A 17,799-nucleotide genomic window follows, 5' to 3' on the forward strand; every position below is an offset into this window, starting at 1 on the left:
TCCAGACTAGCCGCACTCGCACGGCGTGGACTCCGCGGCAGCGGGGGCCCGGCCAGCCGGCAGGGGGTTTGGCGCCGCGAGGTCAGCTGGTGACGACGGCGTGAGCGCGAGCACGAGAATGGGGGAGACAGGCCGGACGATAAGCTGGCCGCCATGAGTCCCGCACCGCGATGGCCCGTCGTCCTCTTCGATTTTGATGGCACCCTGCTCAATACGATCGACGGAATCGTGGCCAGCTACATCTACACCTGGCAGACGGTCTCCGGACGCCAGGTCGTCCGCTCGGAGATCCTGCCGTGGATCGGCCGCACCCTGGCCGACGTCTTCGCCGACGAGGATCCCGCGAACGCCGCCGAGCTCGAGGACGTCTACCTCAGCCACAACGCGGCGACGCTGGCCAACGCAGTGAGGCAGTACGACGGCATCTCGGAGTTGGCGCAGGAGCTGGTGGATGCCGGCATCCGCACCGGGGTGGTCACATCCAAGCGTCGCCGGAACGTACTGACCGGCATGCAGCTGGCCGGGCTGCCCAGCGAGATGGTGCTGGCCTGCGCGATGGACGATACCGATCGTCACAAGCCGGATCCGACGCCGCTGCTCACCGGACTGGCCGCACTGGACGCCCCCGTCGAAGGCAGCCTCTATATCGGGGACGCCATTTACGATCTGCAGGCCGCCGCAGCTGCCGGCATGGACGGGATCGGTGTCACCTGGGGCGCTGGCAGCCCCGCCGCGCTGCGCGCTCAGCCGCATGTCGCCGTCGTCGACACGGTCTCGCAGTTGCGCGATCACCTGATCGGTTGAGACGCCAGGGCGTGACTGATCTTCTTCAGTTGGGCCCAAAACCGTCGAATCGGCCGGTTTGGATCGATCTAACCCCGCAAGTGAAGAAGATCAGTCACTCGCATGCGCGAACAAGAGAAAGGGGTGGACGCGAACTACGTCGCGTCCACCCCTTTCAAAGCGGCGAACCTCACTGAGGCCTGAAACAGCCAGGCCGGCGAGCCGCACTCACTTGACGGCAGCGTCCTTCGCCGCGGCCGCGGCAGCGGTCGCGCGATCGGCGGCGTCAGCAGCTTGAGCAGCGGCCTTCTTGGCTTCCTCGGCAGCGCCGGCGGCCTTCTCGGCGGCCTCCTGCGAAGCGCTCTGAGCCCGGGCGGCCGGGCCCGCGGCACCGGCTGCCTTGTCGATCTTCATCGTGCCGGTCTCGAGCAGGTTCTCATGCCAGCTGAGCGCCTTGGACAACACATGCGGGGTGTGAATGCCCTTGCTGACCGACAGCGCCTCCTTGTAGTAATCCCACAGCTGCTCGCGGTAGTCCGGATGGGCACAGTTCTCGATGATCAGCTTGACGCGCTGCCGCGGGGCCAGGCCGCGCAGATCCGCCAGCCCCTGCTCGGTGATGATGACCATGACATCGTGCTCGGTGTGGTCGACGTGGCTAACCATCGGCACGATCGCGGAGATGTTGCCGCCCTTGGCCAGCGACGGGCTGACGAAGATCGAGTAGCCGGCGTTGCGGGCGAAGTCACCCGAGCCGCCGATGCCGTTCATCATCTTGGTGCCCATGATGTGGGTCGAGTTGACGTTGCCGTAGATGTCGGCCTCGATCATGCCGTTGGTGGCGATGACGAACTGGCGGCGGATCACCTCGGGGTGGTTCGACACGTCCTGCGGGCGCAGAATGATCTTGCCGTGGTACTCCTTGGCATGATCATTCATGTGATGGGCCATGGTGGGCGACAGTGAGAACGCGGTCGCCGAGGCCACATCGATCTTGCCGGCGTCGATCAGCTCGATCATGCCATCCTGGATGACCTCGGTGTAGCTGGTCATGTGCTCGTACGGCGCGTCCATCAGGCCTGCGAGAACGGCATTCGCGATGTTGCCGACGCCCGACTGCAGCGGCCACAGGGTCGAGGGCATCCGGTGCGCCTTGACCTCCATGTCGAAGAAGTTGAGCAGATGGGCCGCGATCGCGCGGGAGTCATCGTCCAGCGGCTTGAACGGCGTGTTGCGGTCGGGGTCGTTGGTCTCGACGACGGCGACGACCTTGCTCGGATCAACCCGGAAGGTCGGACGCCCGATGATGTCACCGGGGTGATTGATCGGGATCGGCTCGCGGCGAGCCTTGATGTCCATGCCGTAGTAGACGTCGTGCAGGCCGTAGAGATCATCGGTCTGCCAGGAGTTGACCTCGATGATGATCTTGTCAGCGATATCGAGGTAGGTGCGGTTGTTGCCGATGGAGGAGCTAGGGATGATGTCGCCCTCCTCGGTGATGGCCGTGGCCTCGATCACCGCGAAGTCCAGCGAGCCGAAGAAGCCCATGTTGATGAGCTTCTGGAGGTGCGACAGGTGGATGTCGCAGTAGTTGGTCGTACCGTCGTTGATCTTGGCCCGCAGGTGCGGGTCGGACTGGTACGGGGTGCGGAAAGCCATGCCACCGGTGTCTGCGAGCACACCGTCCAGCTCGGGCGCCGTCGAGGCGCCCGTGAACGCCTTGATGGTGAAGTCCTCGCCGCGCGAGCGCGCCTCGGTGATGCGCGCGGCCAGGGCACCGGGGATCTCCTTCGGGTACCCCGAGCCGGTGAACCCGGAGAAGCCGATCGAGGCCCCGGGGTGGATGAGGGCCGCGGCGTCTGCGGCGCTCATGACCTTGGCGGCGAACGCTGGGTTCGCGATGCGAGCTGACATTGCTCCTCCTGTCGAAAAACCTACGGCTAAAAGGTTATCGGTTTGGATCTGGCTGGTGATCAGGGGGTCGGTCCCGGGCTAGCGCGGGAGACGTTGCGTGGGCCGGATGACCAGACCGGTGCGCAGTTTCGGGGTGAAGAAGGTGGACTTCGGAGGCATCAGCAGCCCCTCACGAGCAGTCCGCTCGATCTCGGCCAGCGAGGTCGGACGGATCAGCACCGCTCCGGCGTGCCCGCCGAACGGCCCGGTGCCCGCGTTGTCGAGTTCGGCGAGTACTTCGTCCAGGCCGTGCTGGTAGCTGACCTGGGCCTTGCTGCCCGACAGCGCGTGTTCCAGCCAGGCTCCGTCGAGCGCGCGCACGCCGTTGAATGCTCCCGGACGCGCCACCAACCAGCTGGGCTCACCCTTGGGGTCCAGCAGCACCAGGCGTTCGGTCTCCACCATCTGGGCGAGGGTCGCCGGGCTGAGCGGCTCGGTCATCGGTTCGATGGTGAAGCTGCCCGACAGGGCATTCTTCAGTTCGTCGAAGGACAAGCCGTCGTAGATACGGTGGATGGCCTCGATCGACAGCTGGTCGTCCACCAACTCGTTGATGAAGGTCAAGGTCAGTTCGGCGGCGGTGTCCTTGCGCCCGGTCGCCTTGCGAACCATGTCGCGGTAGACCCTGGAGACGCCATAGCGGTGGTGGCCGTCGGCGATCAGCACGTCGTCGGAGCCGATGATTTGCCGGATGGCCGCGATGCGGTCGGGGTCGGTCACTCGTTCGGCGCGGTGGACGACTCCGTCGACCTCGATCTGGCCGATCGGCTCGCCGGGCTCGGCCAATGCTGCCGTCAGGCCGGACGCCAGTGACAGCCCCCACACCGGGGAGAGGTTGGCTGCGGTTGCGATGGTCAGGTCGAGGCGGTCGGTGCTGGCCTTCTTCGTGGTCTTCTCGTGCGGCAACACGCCGCCGGCGCCCTCGTCCACGACTTCGAGGCCACCCAGGACGCCCGAGATGGTGCGCTGGGTACCGGTGGCGTCGACCGTGTCCATCCGGTAGATGGTGAATGACGGTTCGGAATCGCGCTCCAGGATGCCCTTCTCGAGCCACTCCCAGAGCAGGTAGGCGGCCACCTTGTAGCGGTCGGAGCCACCGCGCGGCACGTCGATCCAGGTGATGTTGTGCCGACTTCGGCGGCCGAGCTCGATGACGTCGTCGTCGGAGAGCACATCGTAGGGCGGGGCGATGACCTCGTCCCAGTTGACGTTCGAGGCGTAGCGAATGGCGTTGAACGGTTCGAATCGTGGCACGGACACTACGCTAGCGGGCCGATGCGGCGCGTGGGGCCGGGCGGTCGGCGTTCGTCCGAAAAGTGAGGTGCGGGTCGCTCAGCTGATCGCGATGACCAGGGCAGCGAGGCTCATCGCGATCTCCAGTAGGCCGATCTGCAGCGGCCGGGGACGCCGCGGCGGGGGGTCGGTCGCGGGCGGCACGGTGACGCGGCGGGTCTCGGCGGCTGTGGCGGAGTGCGGTGGGAACTGGGTGGTGCTGCCGGAGATGGACTGGGTGGTGCTGTTGGAGGTGGACCGGGTGGCGGGCGGCGCGGACAGCCACCAGGTGCGGGCGGTGCAGACCGCGAAAAAGACCGGCCAGGCCGGGGTCAGCAGCTTTGCCGCCGCTGCGGCAGTGGTCAGCGCCATGAACGCGACGTGCCAGATGATGGAGTCGCGTCTTGCCTGCCGGTTTCCCCACTCGCGGATGAGGGACTTCACATGCCAGACCGTGCCCGCGTAGTAGCCGAAGAGCGCGACGAAGACGGCGATATCGCGCAGCGCGTCTTCGGGACTGGACACGATCTGCGATGGACTGGTGAATCGGATCACCACTCCCATCCCCACGGCCAGTGCGACGGTCGCCAACCCGCTGGTGACCGAGCGGTCCTGTTTGCGGGAGGCCTGCCAGATCGCCCAGGCCATCAGCGGCAGGGCGACCGGCAACCAGCCCAGCAGTGGCCGGCCACCGAGGACGATCACCAGGACCGCGGTGACCGCGGTGATCGCCGTGTACGTGATCAGTGCCGGACGAAATCCGGCGCGGCGTGCCGGGGCGGCGTGCAGCCACAATCCGAGCGCGTTGAAGGCGAAGTAGGCGGCGAATTCAGCCGCGGCCAGCGGGATGAGCCACGCACCCCCAGGCTCGCCGGCCCGCGATCTCAGGACCACGCCGACGATGAAGGGGACGATCAGCATCGCCCACGCGCCGTGCTGGTTCGGCAGCCAGCCGCGCGCCGCGGTAGATCTGCGCGGGCGCCGGCGCGATGTCGTTGGCCTGTGAGTCATCGTCCTAGCTTAGGTGCACCTAAGCGGTTGTAAGCAGTGGGGTCTGCAGCCCCGCCCCCGGCAGCGGTTGGCACGGACGAGGCGGTCAGCGTCCGACCGGTTTGACGAAGGGGAAGGTCAGGACCTGACGGATGGTGCTGCCGGTGATCGCCATGATCAGCCGGTCCAGGCCGATGCCCAGTCCGCCGGTCGGCGGCATACCGAGCTCCAGTGCGCTGAGGAAGTCCTCGTCGATCTCCATCGCTTCCGGGTCGCCCTGCGCGGCCAACCAGGATTGCTCGGCCAGCCGGGAACGCTGGATCAGCGGATCGGCCAGCTCGGAGTACGCAGTGCCCAGCTCCATGCCACCGGCCACCAGATCCCAGCGTTCCACCAGCCCCGGCTTGCTGCGATGCCGGGCGGTCAGCGGCGAGCTCTCCTCCGGGAAGTCGGTGTAGAAGGTGGGAAAGACCGTCGTCTTCTCGACCAGCACACCGTAGATCTCCTCCAGCACCGCGCCCGGACCGAGCCCCTCCTTCAGGTCGATGTTCAGATTGCGGGCGATCTCGATCAGATCGTCCAGATCGGTATGAATGCTGACCTGGCGGCCGAGCTTGGCCGAGACGGCCTCCGAGACCGGCACGACCGGCCAGTCACCGCTGACATCGGTCAGCTTCAGCGAGCCATTCGCATCACGCAGCGGCAGCATCGCGCTCCCGTGCACGGCGATGGCGGCATTCTGGATGATCCGCTGGGTGAGCAGCCGCATATCGACGTAGTCGGCCAGCGGTTGGTAGGCCTCCACCACGGTGAACTCCGGATTGTGGGTGTTGTCGACGCCCTCGTTGCGGAAGTTGCGTCCGATCTCGAAGATCGGGCCCATGCCGGCCACCAGCAGCCGTTTCAGGGGCAGTTCGGGCGCGATGCGCAGCACCAGATCGGTGTCGTAGGCGTTGATGTGCGTGCGGAAGGGACGAGCAGTCGCCCCGCCGTTGGTGGTACCCAGAATCGGCGTCTCGACCTCGGAGAATCCCTCGTCCAGCAGGGTCTGCCGCACCGCCGCGATGCCCCGGCTGCGGGCCAGCAGCAGATCGAGCTCGGACGGATTGATGAGCAGATCGAGCGAGCGGTTGCGTGCCCGCGTCTGCGGGTCGGCCAGTCCCTGCCAGGGCACCGGATGCACCGCCTTGGCGAGCATCGTCCACCCGGTGACCAGCAGGGACGCGGTGCCGTTGCGGGATTGCCCGGGTTTGCCCGTGGCGTCGATGATGTCACCGGAATCGACCAGCTGAGCGAACTGGTGTACCTGGTCGCGTCCGAGCGTCTGGGCGTCGAGCAACAGCTGCAGGTTGACACCGTGGTCGGTCAGGTCTGCGAAACAGACTCCGCCGTGATCGCGGATGCGGCGCACCCGTCCGGCCACCGGCCGCCCATCGGCCCCGGCAGCACCCGGTTTCAGGGACGACAGCCAGACCGATGTCCGGTGGCCCACCGGGTACCCGGGCCGCCCGGCCGCCTCGAGCGCGGCCAGATGTGTCAGCCGCTGCCGGGTCTGGTCGGATCCCCGTGAATGCAGGTCGGTCTCCGGCGGCGGCGGGGTCTCGATCTGTTCCAGCTCGGCGAGTTGCTCGGTGGTGAACTCGAGCTTGTCGGGCTGCTGAGACTTCATGAACGGCACCCGCAGGAAGCCCTCGGCGATCAGGCAGGCGACGGCCACTTGCAGGATGGTCAAGGGATTGGCCAGCGCGACATAGCGGGGCGTCCATTGCGGGTTGTACTTGGAGTTCGCTCGGTACAGGCTCTGAATCTGCCAGAACCGATCGAGCAGGCCCAGCACTTGCGAGTTCACCTTGCGGTAGGCGGGGGCAGCGACGTCTTCTGCTTCGGCGAAGACCTGCCGGAAGAACGCGAAGTTCAGCGAGACATGCTCGATGCCGTGGTCGCCGCACCAGCTCATCAACTCGGCGACCAGGAAATCGTTGGTGCCGTTCGGCGCATCCGGGCTGCGGCGCATCAGATCCAGCGACAGTCCGCGGCGTCCCCATGGCACGAAGCTCTGCAGCGCCACCATCGTGCCGGCCGGATCGTGCACGGTGGCCACCACCGTGCGACCGTCGGCTGGATCGCCGAAACGCCCGAGCGCCATGGAGAAGCCGCGTTCATCGCCCTCGCGCCATTCGTCGGCTGCCTTGCCGATCGCCGCCAGTTCGTCGGCCTCCAGGTCTGCGGTGTGCGTGATACGGACGGTCAGCCCGTCGCGGCGGGCCCGGTTCACCGAGCGCCGCACCTCGGTCATCGCGGTCGAGTCGAGCCGGAATCGCTCTGTGGTGAGGATCGCCTCATCCCCCAGCTGCAGAATGCCGTAGCCGAGCACCTTGTTGTACGAGCGGGCGCCTGCTTCGCTGCACGACAACACGGCCGGGACCCAGCCGTAGCGGCGCGCCTCGTCCTGCCAGGTGGTGATCGCCTGCGGCCACGAGTGCGGGTCGCCGAGCGGGTCACTGGATGCCAGGCAGACCCCGGCGACCACCCGGTAGGCCACCGCCGCCTTTCCGTCGGGGGAGAAGTGCAGCAGCTTGTCGCCGCGAGTATTGAAGTAGCTGAGCGAGTCGCTGTCGCCGTACCGGGCGATCATCCGGCGGGCGGTCAGTGCGGAGTCCGGGTTCCACTGTTCATCGGATCTGGACGAGCGCAGGAAGATGATGGTGGCCGCGACCAGCGCGATCGCCATGATCAGTGAGGCGATCTGCGGCACCAGATGGGCGACGTGGACGTTCCAGGAGTGCGGCGGGGTCATGCCGACGGCATGCATCAGCGCGGTCACCGTCTGCTGCCAGGCCGGGCCGCTGGCTCCCGGCCAGATCAGCACCAGCGCCTCGGTGGCGGCTATCGCCAGCACCAGGCCGCCGCCCAGCACGCCGAGAGCGGCCGCCCACGAACCCGGTGGCACCCGGGCAGGGAAGGCCGGCCGCAGCCGCACCAGTATCGGGATCGTCAGCACCGCGATGGCCACCGAGACGACCAGCAGCGGCAGCACCTCGTCGCGTCTGGCCAAGATCTCCGGCTCGTTCGACACCGCGGTGATCATCACGATGCCCACGCCGGCCCACGCGCCGCCGATGATCTGCATCACAATCACGATCCACAGGGCAAGACGCTTGTGGTACAGCAGGCCGACAGTCAGCAGTCCGAGCCCGGTGAACGAGACGATCGATGGCGTCGCCGGGATATTGGCCGTCCAGAAGGCCATCTCGGCCCAGCTGAGACGCAGATGATTGGCGAAGACCCGGCGGCTCAGCCACATCAGCAAGGCGACCAGGGTCGCGATGGCGTAAACCCCCGTGATCGCGTTCGCCAACCGTTGGCTACGGGCGGGGCCTGCCGCAGTGTCGGCAGCCGGCGTGTTCATGCTGCCTGCCATGCGAAGTGGGGCTGGGTCTGGCCCAGCCACTTCAGCCCGGGCGCCAACCCGGCCGCCCACACCTGGGTCGTGTGACCGCCGCTCTCCACGAGTTCGGTGGTCAGTGAGGTGGGCGGTTGGACGACGGAATTGAAGCTCTGCCATGCTTCGTAGGCCATCTGGTCATCCTTCGCGGCGTAGAACCACAGATCGACGTCGGGTGGATCGGTCTGGGCGAGAACGGTCAGGTCATAGGTGGTATCGCCATCTTCGCGCAGCTTGGGTCCTTCGAAACCGGCCACGAAGTATCCAGACATATTGATGCTTGAACCGAAGATGTCCGGGTGGCGCATGGTGAGCATGGACGAGCAGAAGCCGCCCGCGCTGTATCCGATGGTCGTCCAGCCGGCGCGATCGGAATCGGCTCGCAGGTTCGTCCGGATCCAGCCGACGACATCGCGAGTGACGAAGGTCTCCATGAGGATCGAGCCGTCGGAGGCGTCCACGCATTCGGTATCGACATTGTCCGGGAAGACGTCGGGAATCACCACGATGCTCTCGCGCAACTGACCCTGGGAACTCAATGACGTGATGAGCTCGTCGGGGTGCAGACCGTCGGCGACCGCATTGATCGAGCCGGGCAGTCCCGGGAACCCGATCAGCACCGGATAGAAGCGCTCCGGATGATCCAGATACGACGGCGGCAGCCAGACCAACGCCGAGGAGGTATGCCCGCTGGCCGGGCCGGGGATCGACACCGTCAAGTACTGCCCTTCGGGCGCCGGATCGACCCAGCTCTGCTCCCCGAAGGCAGGATTGCTGCGCGGGTCGGCCTGCAGGTCGGTGGGAGTGCCGGTCTGCCACGCGATGGGGTCTTGGCTGGTCGGTGTCGGATCGCCGACGGTCTCGCTGTGGCTGAGATCGCCGACCCCACCCATGCTCGACCAGGTGGTGAACCAGCTGTTCTGCTGATTGAGTACGACGAAGGCCAGCATCAGCGACAAGGCGATGCTCACCAGCACCGCGATGGATTGCTGGCCGATCGCGTGATGCCGGCGGGGATGCCGATGAGTCGGCAACCAGACGAGCGTCCACCCCAAGGTGGCGAGCAGCAGCGCGACGATGATGATCAATATTGCCGGGGATGTCGGCTGGAGCCAGGTGGGCATGTCATCAAGCATGCCCCGCGATTCGAATTGCCGGCCCGACAGCGCGCCTATTTCGGCGGTTGCAGCCCACGATGTGCCCGGCTCAGATCCCCAGCCGGGCCTGTTCGGCCGCTATCAGCTGTCTTGCGAGCGCGTCGCGGCTGGGGTTGGTCGCGTCCGATGAGGCTGCGGCCAGTGCACTGTGCGCGGCGAAGTCGTCGAAGGCCCGCTGCTTGTCGACCAGCAGTGCGATGATGCGTTCGTCGATGCTGTCGGCGGCGCAGAGCCGGTGCACCTCGACCCGGTGGATCTGTCCCATGCGGTGGACGCGAGCGATGGCCTGTGCCTCGGTGCTCGGCTTCAACTGCGGTTCGCAGAGCACGACGACGGCGGCGGACTGAATGTTGAGGCCGATTCCTCCCACCTGTATCTGGGCCACCAGGACCTGAAGGTGGTCGGTCGAACTGAACTCGTCGAGGACCTCCTGGCGTCGTCGTGCCGGAACAGCCCCGGTGATCGGGCCTGCCGCCAGCGGCCCCAGCTCCCGGCAGACACGTTCGAGGACATCCAGGAAATACGAGAAGACGACCACCTTGCGGCCGTTGGCGCCTGCCTCGGCGCACAGATCCAGCAGGCGCTCCAGTTTCTCGGGCGATCTGCCACGAAACCCGGCCTGCCGCATCGCCATCCAGTTGCCTGCCTCAACAGCCGCGCGGTAGGCGTGCATCTCGTCGCTGCCCAGATGCACCCAGTCGTCGGTGTCGATGCGTTCGGGCAGTTCCATCAGCACATCGGATTGGCTGCGACGCAGATAGACCGCCGCCACCGCGCGACGAAATGCTCTCGGCCCCAGCCGCAGGCGAGGGCGGTCCAGACTGCTGAGCAACTCGGGCTGGACGAGGCGAATCAGCTCGACGAACTCGTCCACCCGGTTCTCCATGGGCGTGCCGCTCAGCAAAGCCACATACGGGCTGGCCGATATCAGCCGCGCGCAGGCCTGCGTCCGTTTGGTGGCCGGGTTCTTGATGTAGTGCGCCTCATCGATGGTCACCATCGATGCCTGCACCGGGGGCCAGTCCAGCGACCGCAGGGTCTCGTAGGTGGTGATCAGCACCGAGCGGCTGCTGGACGCCCAGTCGTGGAGTACCTGGTCGCGCTGCTCGCCGTGTGCCAGATAGGGGGTGAGCAGGCTGTGCTGCAGGATCTCGCGCTGCCAGTTGATCGTCACCGACGCCGGGCATACCACGACGAAATGGGTGGCGTCTTCGGCTGCTGCCAGATGAGTCATCGCAGCGATCACCTGGAAGGTCTTGCCCAAGCCCATCTCGTCGCCGATTATCACTCGGCGTTGAGCCAGGATGAAGCGAGCGCCGAAATCCTGGTAGGCGCGCAGCGATCCGCGCAGCAGCGAGAGATCAAGAGGCTGACGCTCGACCCGCGTGACGATGGCCGCCGCCAACCCGCCGGTCACCGCCGCCCCCGGAGCGCCGGCGCCGGTCAGCCGTTCCAGCTCTGCATAGAACTGCGCGGCATCTCGCTCGAACAGCTGCCAGGCCTGGGCGATGCTGATGCGCGAGGACGCGCTGATCTGTTCGAACGCCGCAGCAAGTCGCGTGCCGTCGCCGATCAGCTCGAGCAGGCGCCGACCTGCCGTAGTGGCAGCGAGTCTGCGCTGTGAGGAGCTGAACAGCCAACGTATCCGGCTGCGCGCCGGGGTGGTCTGCGCCAGCAGATCGGCGAGTTCGGGCTGCCGGTCGTCCTGCCAGCGTCCGACCGCGACAGCGGCCTCGCGCGAGTGCAGGGTCGTGGCCAAAGCGCAGACCAGCCTGCTGCTGAAGGGCGTGCGGGCAGCGGGATCCAGCATGACCGGCTGAGCAGCGACGGCGGCTTCCCAGACCGCCTGGGTCGCGGTTCGAATGGCCCGGATACGCGCGGTGCCCATCCCGGGCAGCCTGCGCAGCACGGCATCGGGGGTCCGCTGCACCTGTCCCACGGTGGTGATGCCGGCGGCGCGCAGCGGCGCGAGATAGAGGCTGGTGGCCGAGGTGACCTCTCGCAGCGAATCGATGTCCATGCGATCGATCTGCTCGCGGGCCGCATCCTGCACGAGCCCGAGGTGGGCCTGTCGGGCGTCGCGCACCGCCTGCTCGGTGACGCCAAGCGCCCAGGCGAGTGTCTTGGTGAACTGGCCGGCACGCCGTGCCGCGTCCTGGGCTGCTGCGAAGTCAGGGCTGCCCATGATCCTCCCGGCGCCGCAGGCTGCGGGTGAGCGTGAAGCCGGGATTCTGGGCCACCAGCGTGGTTGCTCCGATCAGTCTCGACAGATGTGCCTTCCACGGCAGGTGCGAGTTGAAGACGCACCAGAACTCGCCGCCGTCGGCCAGAGCCCGGGCCGCTTGCTCGAACAGTGCGATGGTCGGTGCGGAGTCCTTCGCGGCACCACGGTGAAAGGGCGGGTTGCAGACGATGACGTCCAGGTCCTGGTCGGCGAAATCGCCGAGATCGGCTGCCCAGTGGGTGCGCACGCCGGTTCCGGCCGCGGTGCGGCGCGTCGAATCGACAGCCGCCCAGCTGGTGTCGGTGGCGTCCACGTCGGAGTCGGGATGGGCACGTGCGATGAGGGTGGCCAGCAGCCCCGAACCGCAGCCCAGGTCGAGGTAGCGATCGGCGTCGGCGACCCGATCGAGGTGGTCGATGAGCAGCCGGGTGCCGTCGTCCACGCGGCCCGCGGCGAAGGTGGCGCCATGCCACCACATCTCGAGCTGCTCGCCACCGACGGTGATGGTCTTGTGGCGTGGCCACACCGGGTCGCCATGCCGCGGCCCGGACGCCCTCAGGGCTCGCGATTTCTGTTGCCCGAGGCTCGCCGATACCGAGGTGAAATGGCCTGCCAGCGTGCTGTTCATGGAGCGGTTCAGGTGCTTCTCGCGGCCGCCGGCGATCACCTGAACATCATCAGCGGCATGGCTCGCGATCAGCTCGCTGTATTCGTCCAGGGCACCCAGGGCGCGGGGCAGCCGCATCCAGACCAGGTCGACGCCGTCGAGAGTGGTCGCGTCGAGCCGGTCGATCAGCACGTCGTCGCGCACCAGTGCCGCATCGCGGATGTCGTCGCACCACGCGCTGACCCGATCCGCGCGCAGCAGCGCCTCATCGACCAGTCCCGGCGCGTCGACGATCAGCAGATGGCGGGCAGCGGCCGGTGAATTGGCCACGATGATGCGGTCGACGGGGTCCATGTGTCCGTACGATAACCTGTCGGCCATGCTGGCCAACCACCGTTTGAGCATCCACGTCATCGCCGACAGTTCGGGTGAGACCGCAGCACGTCTGGCCCGAGCGGCCCAGGCGCAATTCCCGCAGACCCAGTTCTCCATCGTCCGCCACCCCAGAGTGAAGGACGCCGACGCCCTGCTGGGAGTCTTCGACCGCATCACCGCGGCGCGCGCTGCCGAGCCGGACTGCCGCGTGGTCATCCTGTTCACCCTGGTGAAGCGGGAGATGGCCGAGATGGTCAGGCGCTACTGCGACGACAAGCAGATCGAATGCGCAGATCTGCTGGGCGACACCCTGCGGGCAATCGGCCAGACCACCGGGTCGGCGGCCGACGAGGTCGTGATGCGTCCGGTTGCGGTCGAGGCCGACTATTTCGACCGGATCAGTGCGATGGAATTCGCGGTCCGCAATGACGACGGGGTGATGCCCGAGACTCTCCGGGAGTGCGATATCTGCCTGGTGGGCGCCTCTCGCTCCGGTAAGACCCCGCTGTCGCTCTACCTGGGATACGTGGGGTACAAGACCGTCAATGTGCCGCTGGTGCCGGGCATCAAGCCGCCGGACGAGCTCTTCCAGATCGAGCGCTGGCGTATCGTCGGGCTGACGATCGATGCCGAACGACTGCTTCAGATCCGTTCGCGGCGGGTGAAATCGCTGGGCGGGTATGGCACCAAGGACGGCGGCTATGCCGATCTGGCGAAGATCTATGACGAGCTCGACGAGGTCGGCCGCATCCAGCGCCAACTCGGCTGCCCGGTGATCGACACCACCGGGCTGGCCTTGGAGGAGGCCGCGGCCAGGGTCACCGACATCGTCGAGGGACGCGCCCGCAAGGCCGGGACACATCTTCGGCGTCTGCCCGGGAGTCTGCGGCTGAAGCCGTAGCGTCGCAGCCGGGCGATAAACGTTCAATTCAAGAAAAATGGCGGCTGGTTTCCACTTGTCTGTCCGAGAAGGCAGAATAAAGAGGTGCGAGCACCAATGATCGGTGCTCCATCGCGTGTCATGGACCCCCCGTCCCCGCACGATTTTGCTAGTCAAAGGAGATTTCAGCAGTGACTGAGAAGTTTATCTACGACATTTCCGAGGGCGACGCGTCGATGAAGCCCATCCTCGGTGGTAAAGGCGCCGGCGTCGCGGAGATGATGCGGCTGGGCGTTCCCGTGCCCGACGGCTTCACCGTCACGACTGCGGCTTGCGTGGAGACGATGAACAACAACGGCGAGTGGCCCGACGGCCTGCGCGAGCAGATCGCCGAGGGGCTCAAGCGTTTCGAGGAGCGCACCGGGCGCACGCTCGGTGGCAAGGACAATCCGTTGCTGGTTTCGGTCCGCTCGGGCGCCGTGGTGTCGATGCCCGGCATGATGGACACCATCCTCAACCTGGGCATCAGCGACGACACCGTCGCGGCCGTTGCCGCCGAGGCCGACAACGAGCGCTTCGCCTGGGACTGCTACCGCCGCTTCATTCAGATGTACGGCGAGGTCGTCGAGGGTATTTCGGGTCATCTGTACGAAGATGCGCTGTCTGCCAAGAAGGCTGAGAAGGGTGTCGAGGGCGATACCGACCTCACCGCCGAGGACCTCAAGGAACTCGTCGCCGAGTTCAAGCAGATCTCGGACGAGGCACTGGGCGGCGCTTGGACCACCGACCCGGTCGAGCAGCTCTACCGTGCGGTCGACGCGGTCTTCCGCAGCTGGGGCAACCCCCGCGCGGAGGTCTACCGCAAGGCCAACAACATCTCCCGTGACCTGGGCACCGCCGTCAACGTCATGCAGATGGTCTTCGGCAACCGTGGCGAGACCTCGGCTACCGGCGTCTGCTTCACTCGCAACCCATCCACCGGCGAGAAGGGGATCTACGGCGAGTTCCTGACCAACGCGCAGGGCGAGGATGTCGTCGCGGGTATCCGCACCCCGCGGCATCTTTCCGAGATGGAAGAGGTGCTGCCCGAGGCCTACCACGAGCTGCTCGACACCATGGCTCGGCTTGAAGGCCATTACAAGGACATGCAGGATCTCGAGTTCACCATCGAGAACGGCAAGCTGTACATGCTGCAGACCCGCAACGGCAAGCGCACCGCTGCCGCTGCGCTGAAGATCGCCTCCGACCTGGTGGACGAGGGCGTCATCGACAAGGCCGAGGCGCTGCGGCGCATCGAGCCCGCTCAGCTCGATCAGCTGCTGCACCCGGCGATCGATCCGTCGAACACCGCCAAGCCGATCACCAAGGGCCTGCCCGCCTCGCCGGGTGCCGCCGTCGGTGGGCTCGTCTTCGATGCCGATACCGCGGCCGAGAAGGGCGAGAAGGGCGAGGCTGTCGTCCTGGTTCGCTACGAGACCACTCCGGACGACATCCATGGCGTGTTGGTGGCCCAGGGTGTGCTGACCGCCCACGGCGGCATGACCAGCCACGCGGCGGTTGTCGCCCGCGGCTTCGGCAAGCCATGTGTGGCCGGTGCGACCACGATCAAGATCGACGTCGAAGGCAAGAAGTTGACCATCGGCGATCACGTCTTCAACGAGGGCGATGTCGTCACCTTGAACGGCTCGACCGGTGAGGTCTTCGGCGAGGCCCTCAAGCTGATCCCGCCGCGCATCAACGAGGACTTCCAGCGGGTCGTCGCCTGGGCCGACGAGGTGCGGACGATGGGCGTGCGCGCCAATGCCGACAACTTCGAGGATGCGTCCAAGGCTCGTGAGCTGGGTGCCGAGGGTATCGGCCTGTGCCGCACCGAGCACATGTTCATGGCCGCCGATCGGCTGCCTGCGGTGCGCGAGATGATCCTCGCCGAGAACGCCGAGCAGCGCGCGACCGCCCTGGAGAAGATCCTGCCGATGCAGCAGTCCGACTTCGAGGGCATCTTCACCGCGATGAAGGGCCTGCCGGTCACCGTCCGGCTGCTCGACCCGCCGCTGCACGAGTTCCTGCCGAACTACCTCGACCAGGCGCTCAAGGTCCAGGAGCTGGAGCTTACCGGTGGCGACGCCGAGACGCTGGCCAAGGAGCGGGCCACGCTGGCTCAGGTGAAGAAGCTGCACGAGCAGAACCCGATGCTGGGCACCCGCGGCTGCCGGTTGGCGATGCTCTACCCGGAGATCCCCGAGATGCAGACCCGCGCGATCATCCGCGCCGCGCTGGCCGTGCTGGACCGCGAGGGTGAGACCGTAGGTGTGGAGATCATGATCCCGCTGGTGGGCCTGGAGACCGAGATCATCACCCAGCGCGAGATCGTCGACCGCACGGTGAAGGACGAACTGGCCGCCGCCGGCAAGGAACTCGACTACACGATCGGCACCATGATCGAGTTGCCGCGTGCTGCTCTGATCGCCGACAAGATCGCCGAGCATGCCGACTTCTTCAGCTTCGGCACCAACGACCTGACCCAGACCACCTTGGGTATCAGCCGCGACGACGCCGAGAACGGCTTCTTGACCGCCTACGTGGCTGACGGGGTGCTGCCGCACAACCCGTTCGAGACGATCGACACCGAGGGTGTCGGCCAGCTGGTGCGGATGGGCGTCGACAAGGGCCGCAGCCACAACCCGAAGCTGAAGTGCGGTGTCTGTGGCGAGCACGGTGGAGATCCGGATTCGATCGACTTCCTGCAGACCGTCGGGCTGAACTACGTGTCCTGCTCGCCGTTCCGCGTCCCGATCGCCCGCTTCGCCGCCGCCAAGGCTGCCATGGATCAGCAGTGACTGATCGCTGGGATCTGAACTGATCTGAATGGGCGAGTGGCCCGGTCTCCTTCGGGGGACCGGGCCACTCGCCTTGTGTGGAGCTTGGTTTGGCGCGTTTTCTTGGGGTGATGGTGCTCCGGGTCGGGGTCAGGAGTGCAGCAGGACTCAGGCGGATTCGGCGGGGCTGCCGTAGACGTCGGGGCGCAGGCTGGCGGCCAGGTAACGGGCTGCATCCGCATAGTGCGGGCCTGCGTTGTACAAGAAGTACTGCTGCGGCAGGTAGACGATCTTGCCGTTGCGGACCGCGTCCACCGCCTGCCAGGCCGGATTGGATGCGAACTGTTGCTCCAGGCTGGCCTTGGCCTCGTCGTTGCTGTTGAACATGCTGGTGACCAGCACGTAGTCGGGCTGAGCCTGCACGATCGCTTCGATGTCCAAGGTAGTGGTCTCGGAGCCGGGATTGTCGGGTGTCATCGCCGAAGCGATGTTGGTGATGCCGAGCATGGAGGTCATCTGCCCGGCGATCGAGTTGTCGAGCTTGACCGTGAGCCCCTGCGCGGTGGCGAACAAGATGACCACGGAGAGGTCGTCGTCGCTCGGCCACTGATCGACGATTGCCTGCGTCTCAGCGGTGATCTTCTCGATGCGCTGGGACGCCCGGTCGCTGGTGCCGGCCAGAGCACCGAAGACCTGGTAGGCGGCAGTCAGATCGTCGAGGTTCTTGACCGAGGTGGTGAAGGTCGGAATGCCCATCTGCTGCATCTGGGAGTCGAGGGCGGTCTGCGCGCCCGCCTGGGTGATGACCAGGTCGGGGTTGAGGCCGACCAGGGCCTCGCTGTCGATGGTGCGTGGCAGGCCCAATTGGGGCAGCGCGCGCATCTCGTCGGCGCGGTCTTCGGTGAGCCGGATGTTCTCGGTGAGGTTCGGCCCGGCAATGGCCGTGCCGCCCGCGTCATAGAAGATGTTGAGCGGGGTGCCCGAGACGACGGCGATCCGCTGCGGCTGCTGCTCGAAGGTCTGCGTGTGCCCGGTGAAGTCGGTGACGGTCATCGGAAAGCTGGTGCCCGAGACACTGGCCGGAGTGGCGGTCGCCGTGCCGGCCGGCTGACTGCCGTTCGAGACCGATCCCGAGGAGGTCGGGGCTGCGGCTCCGCAGCCGACTGTCAGCGTCAATGCGGCGAGTGCGCCCAGAACTCGAAAGGCCCAGGAATACGTCCGGTTCTTCAAGGTAGCTCTTTCCGGAACAGAGTCAGCCCGGGCCGGCCCTGCCCCTTGACCATCGGGAATGATGCGC

At 66.5% G+C, this 17,799-nt stretch carries 10 protein-coding genes and 1 pseudogene; 3 read left to right on the top strand and 8 right to left on the bottom strand.

All coding sequences use genetic code 11. From position 1 onward, the window contains the following. Nucleotides 1–153: 153 nt before the first annotated feature. A complete protein-coding gene (locus QUE25_RS08250; RefSeq protein WP_286263922.1) occupies nt 154–804 on the top strand; it encodes an HAD family hydrolase in 651 nt (216 codons plus the stop codon). A 381-nt stretch (nt 805–1,185) separates the two neighbouring features. Here QUE25_RS08250 and scpC read toward each other — a convergent pair. The 7 genes and pseudogenes from scpC to QUE25_RS08285 form a co-directional block, all read right to left on the bottom strand. Next, nucleotides 1,186–2,697: pseudogene (gene scpC, locus QUE25_RS08255) on the bottom strand (succinyl-CoA:acetate CoA-transferase ScpC); the annotation flags it as partial. Nucleotides 2,698–2,775: 78 nt separating this feature from the next. Further along, nucleotides 2,776–3,990 carry a DUF1015 family protein gene (locus QUE25_RS08260; RefSeq protein ID WP_286263924.1) on the bottom strand — a complete coding sequence of 405 codons (1,215 nt, stop codon included), beginning with the start codon at nt 3,988–3,990 and terminating at the stop codon, nt 2,776–2,778. Nucleotides 3,991–4,068: 78 nt separating this feature from the next. Beyond that, nucleotides 4,069–5,019, bottom strand: coding sequence for a YwiC-like family protein (locus QUE25_RS08265; protein ID WP_286263926.1), 951 nt, complete (start codon nt 5,017–5,019; stop codon nt 4,069–4,071). 85 nt (nt 5,020–5,104) lie between these two features. After that, on the bottom strand, nt 5,105–8,407 hold the full coding sequence (lysX, locus tag QUE25_RS08270; protein ID WP_286263928.1) for a bifunctional lysylphosphatidylglycerol synthetase/lysine--tRNA ligase LysX: 3,303 nt from the start codon (nt 8,405–8,407) through the stop codon (nt 5,105–5,107). After that, nucleotides 8,404–9,567 (bottom strand): alpha/beta hydrolase, encoded by a 1,164-nt coding sequence (locus tag QUE25_RS08275; RefSeq protein ID WP_286263930.1) that lies wholly within the window; start codon nt 9,565–9,567, stop codon nt 8,404–8,406. The genes lysX and QUE25_RS08275 overlap by 4 nt, the downstream gene beginning before the upstream one ends. An 82-nt stretch (nt 9,568–9,649) precedes the next feature. Further along, nucleotides 9,650–11,785, bottom strand: a complete 2,136-nt coding sequence (locus QUE25_RS08280; protein ID WP_286263931.1) for a DEAD/DEAH box helicase — start codon at nt 11,783–11,785, stop codon at nt 9,650–9,652. Beyond that, on the bottom strand, nt 11,772–12,785 hold the full coding sequence (locus tag QUE25_RS08285; RefSeq protein WP_286263933.1) for a class I SAM-dependent methyltransferase: 1,014 nt from the start codon (nt 12,783–12,785) through the stop codon (nt 11,772–11,774). Before QUE25_RS08285 ends, QUE25_RS08280 begins: the two co-directional genes overlap by 14 nt. A 28-nt stretch (nt 12,786–12,813) precedes the next feature. Between QUE25_RS08285 and QUE25_RS08290 the strand changes: the two genes are divergently transcribed. Together QUE25_RS08290 and ppdK are read left to right on the top strand one after the other, a co-directional pair. Further along, complete coding sequence (locus tag QUE25_RS08290; protein WP_286268524.1) at nt 12,814–13,707, top strand: pyruvate, water dikinase regulatory protein; 894 nt, start codon at nt 12,814–12,816, stop codon at nt 13,705–13,707. A gap of 170 nt (nt 13,708–13,877) precedes the next feature. Continuing rightward, nucleotides 13,878–16,523 carry a pyruvate, phosphate dikinase gene (ppdK, locus tag QUE25_RS08295; RefSeq protein WP_286263934.1) on the top strand — a complete coding sequence of 882 codons (2,646 nt, stop codon included), beginning with the start codon at nt 13,878–13,880 and terminating at the stop codon, nt 16,521–16,523. Nucleotides 16,524–16,670: 147 nt separating this feature from the next. On the opposite strand, the gene QUE25_RS08300 is transcribed toward ppdK, so the two are convergent. Further along, complete coding sequence (locus QUE25_RS08300; RefSeq protein WP_286263936.1) at nt 16,671–17,732, bottom strand: ABC transporter substrate-binding protein; 1,062 nt, start codon at nt 17,730–17,732, stop codon at nt 16,671–16,673. Nucleotides 17,733–17,799: the final 67 nt, after the last annotated feature.

The organism is Brooklawnia propionicigenes, from assembly GCF_030297015.1.
GTDB classification, from domain to species: Bacteria; Actinomycetota; Actinomycetes; order Propionibacteriales; family Propionibacteriaceae; genus Brooklawnia; species Brooklawnia propionicigenes.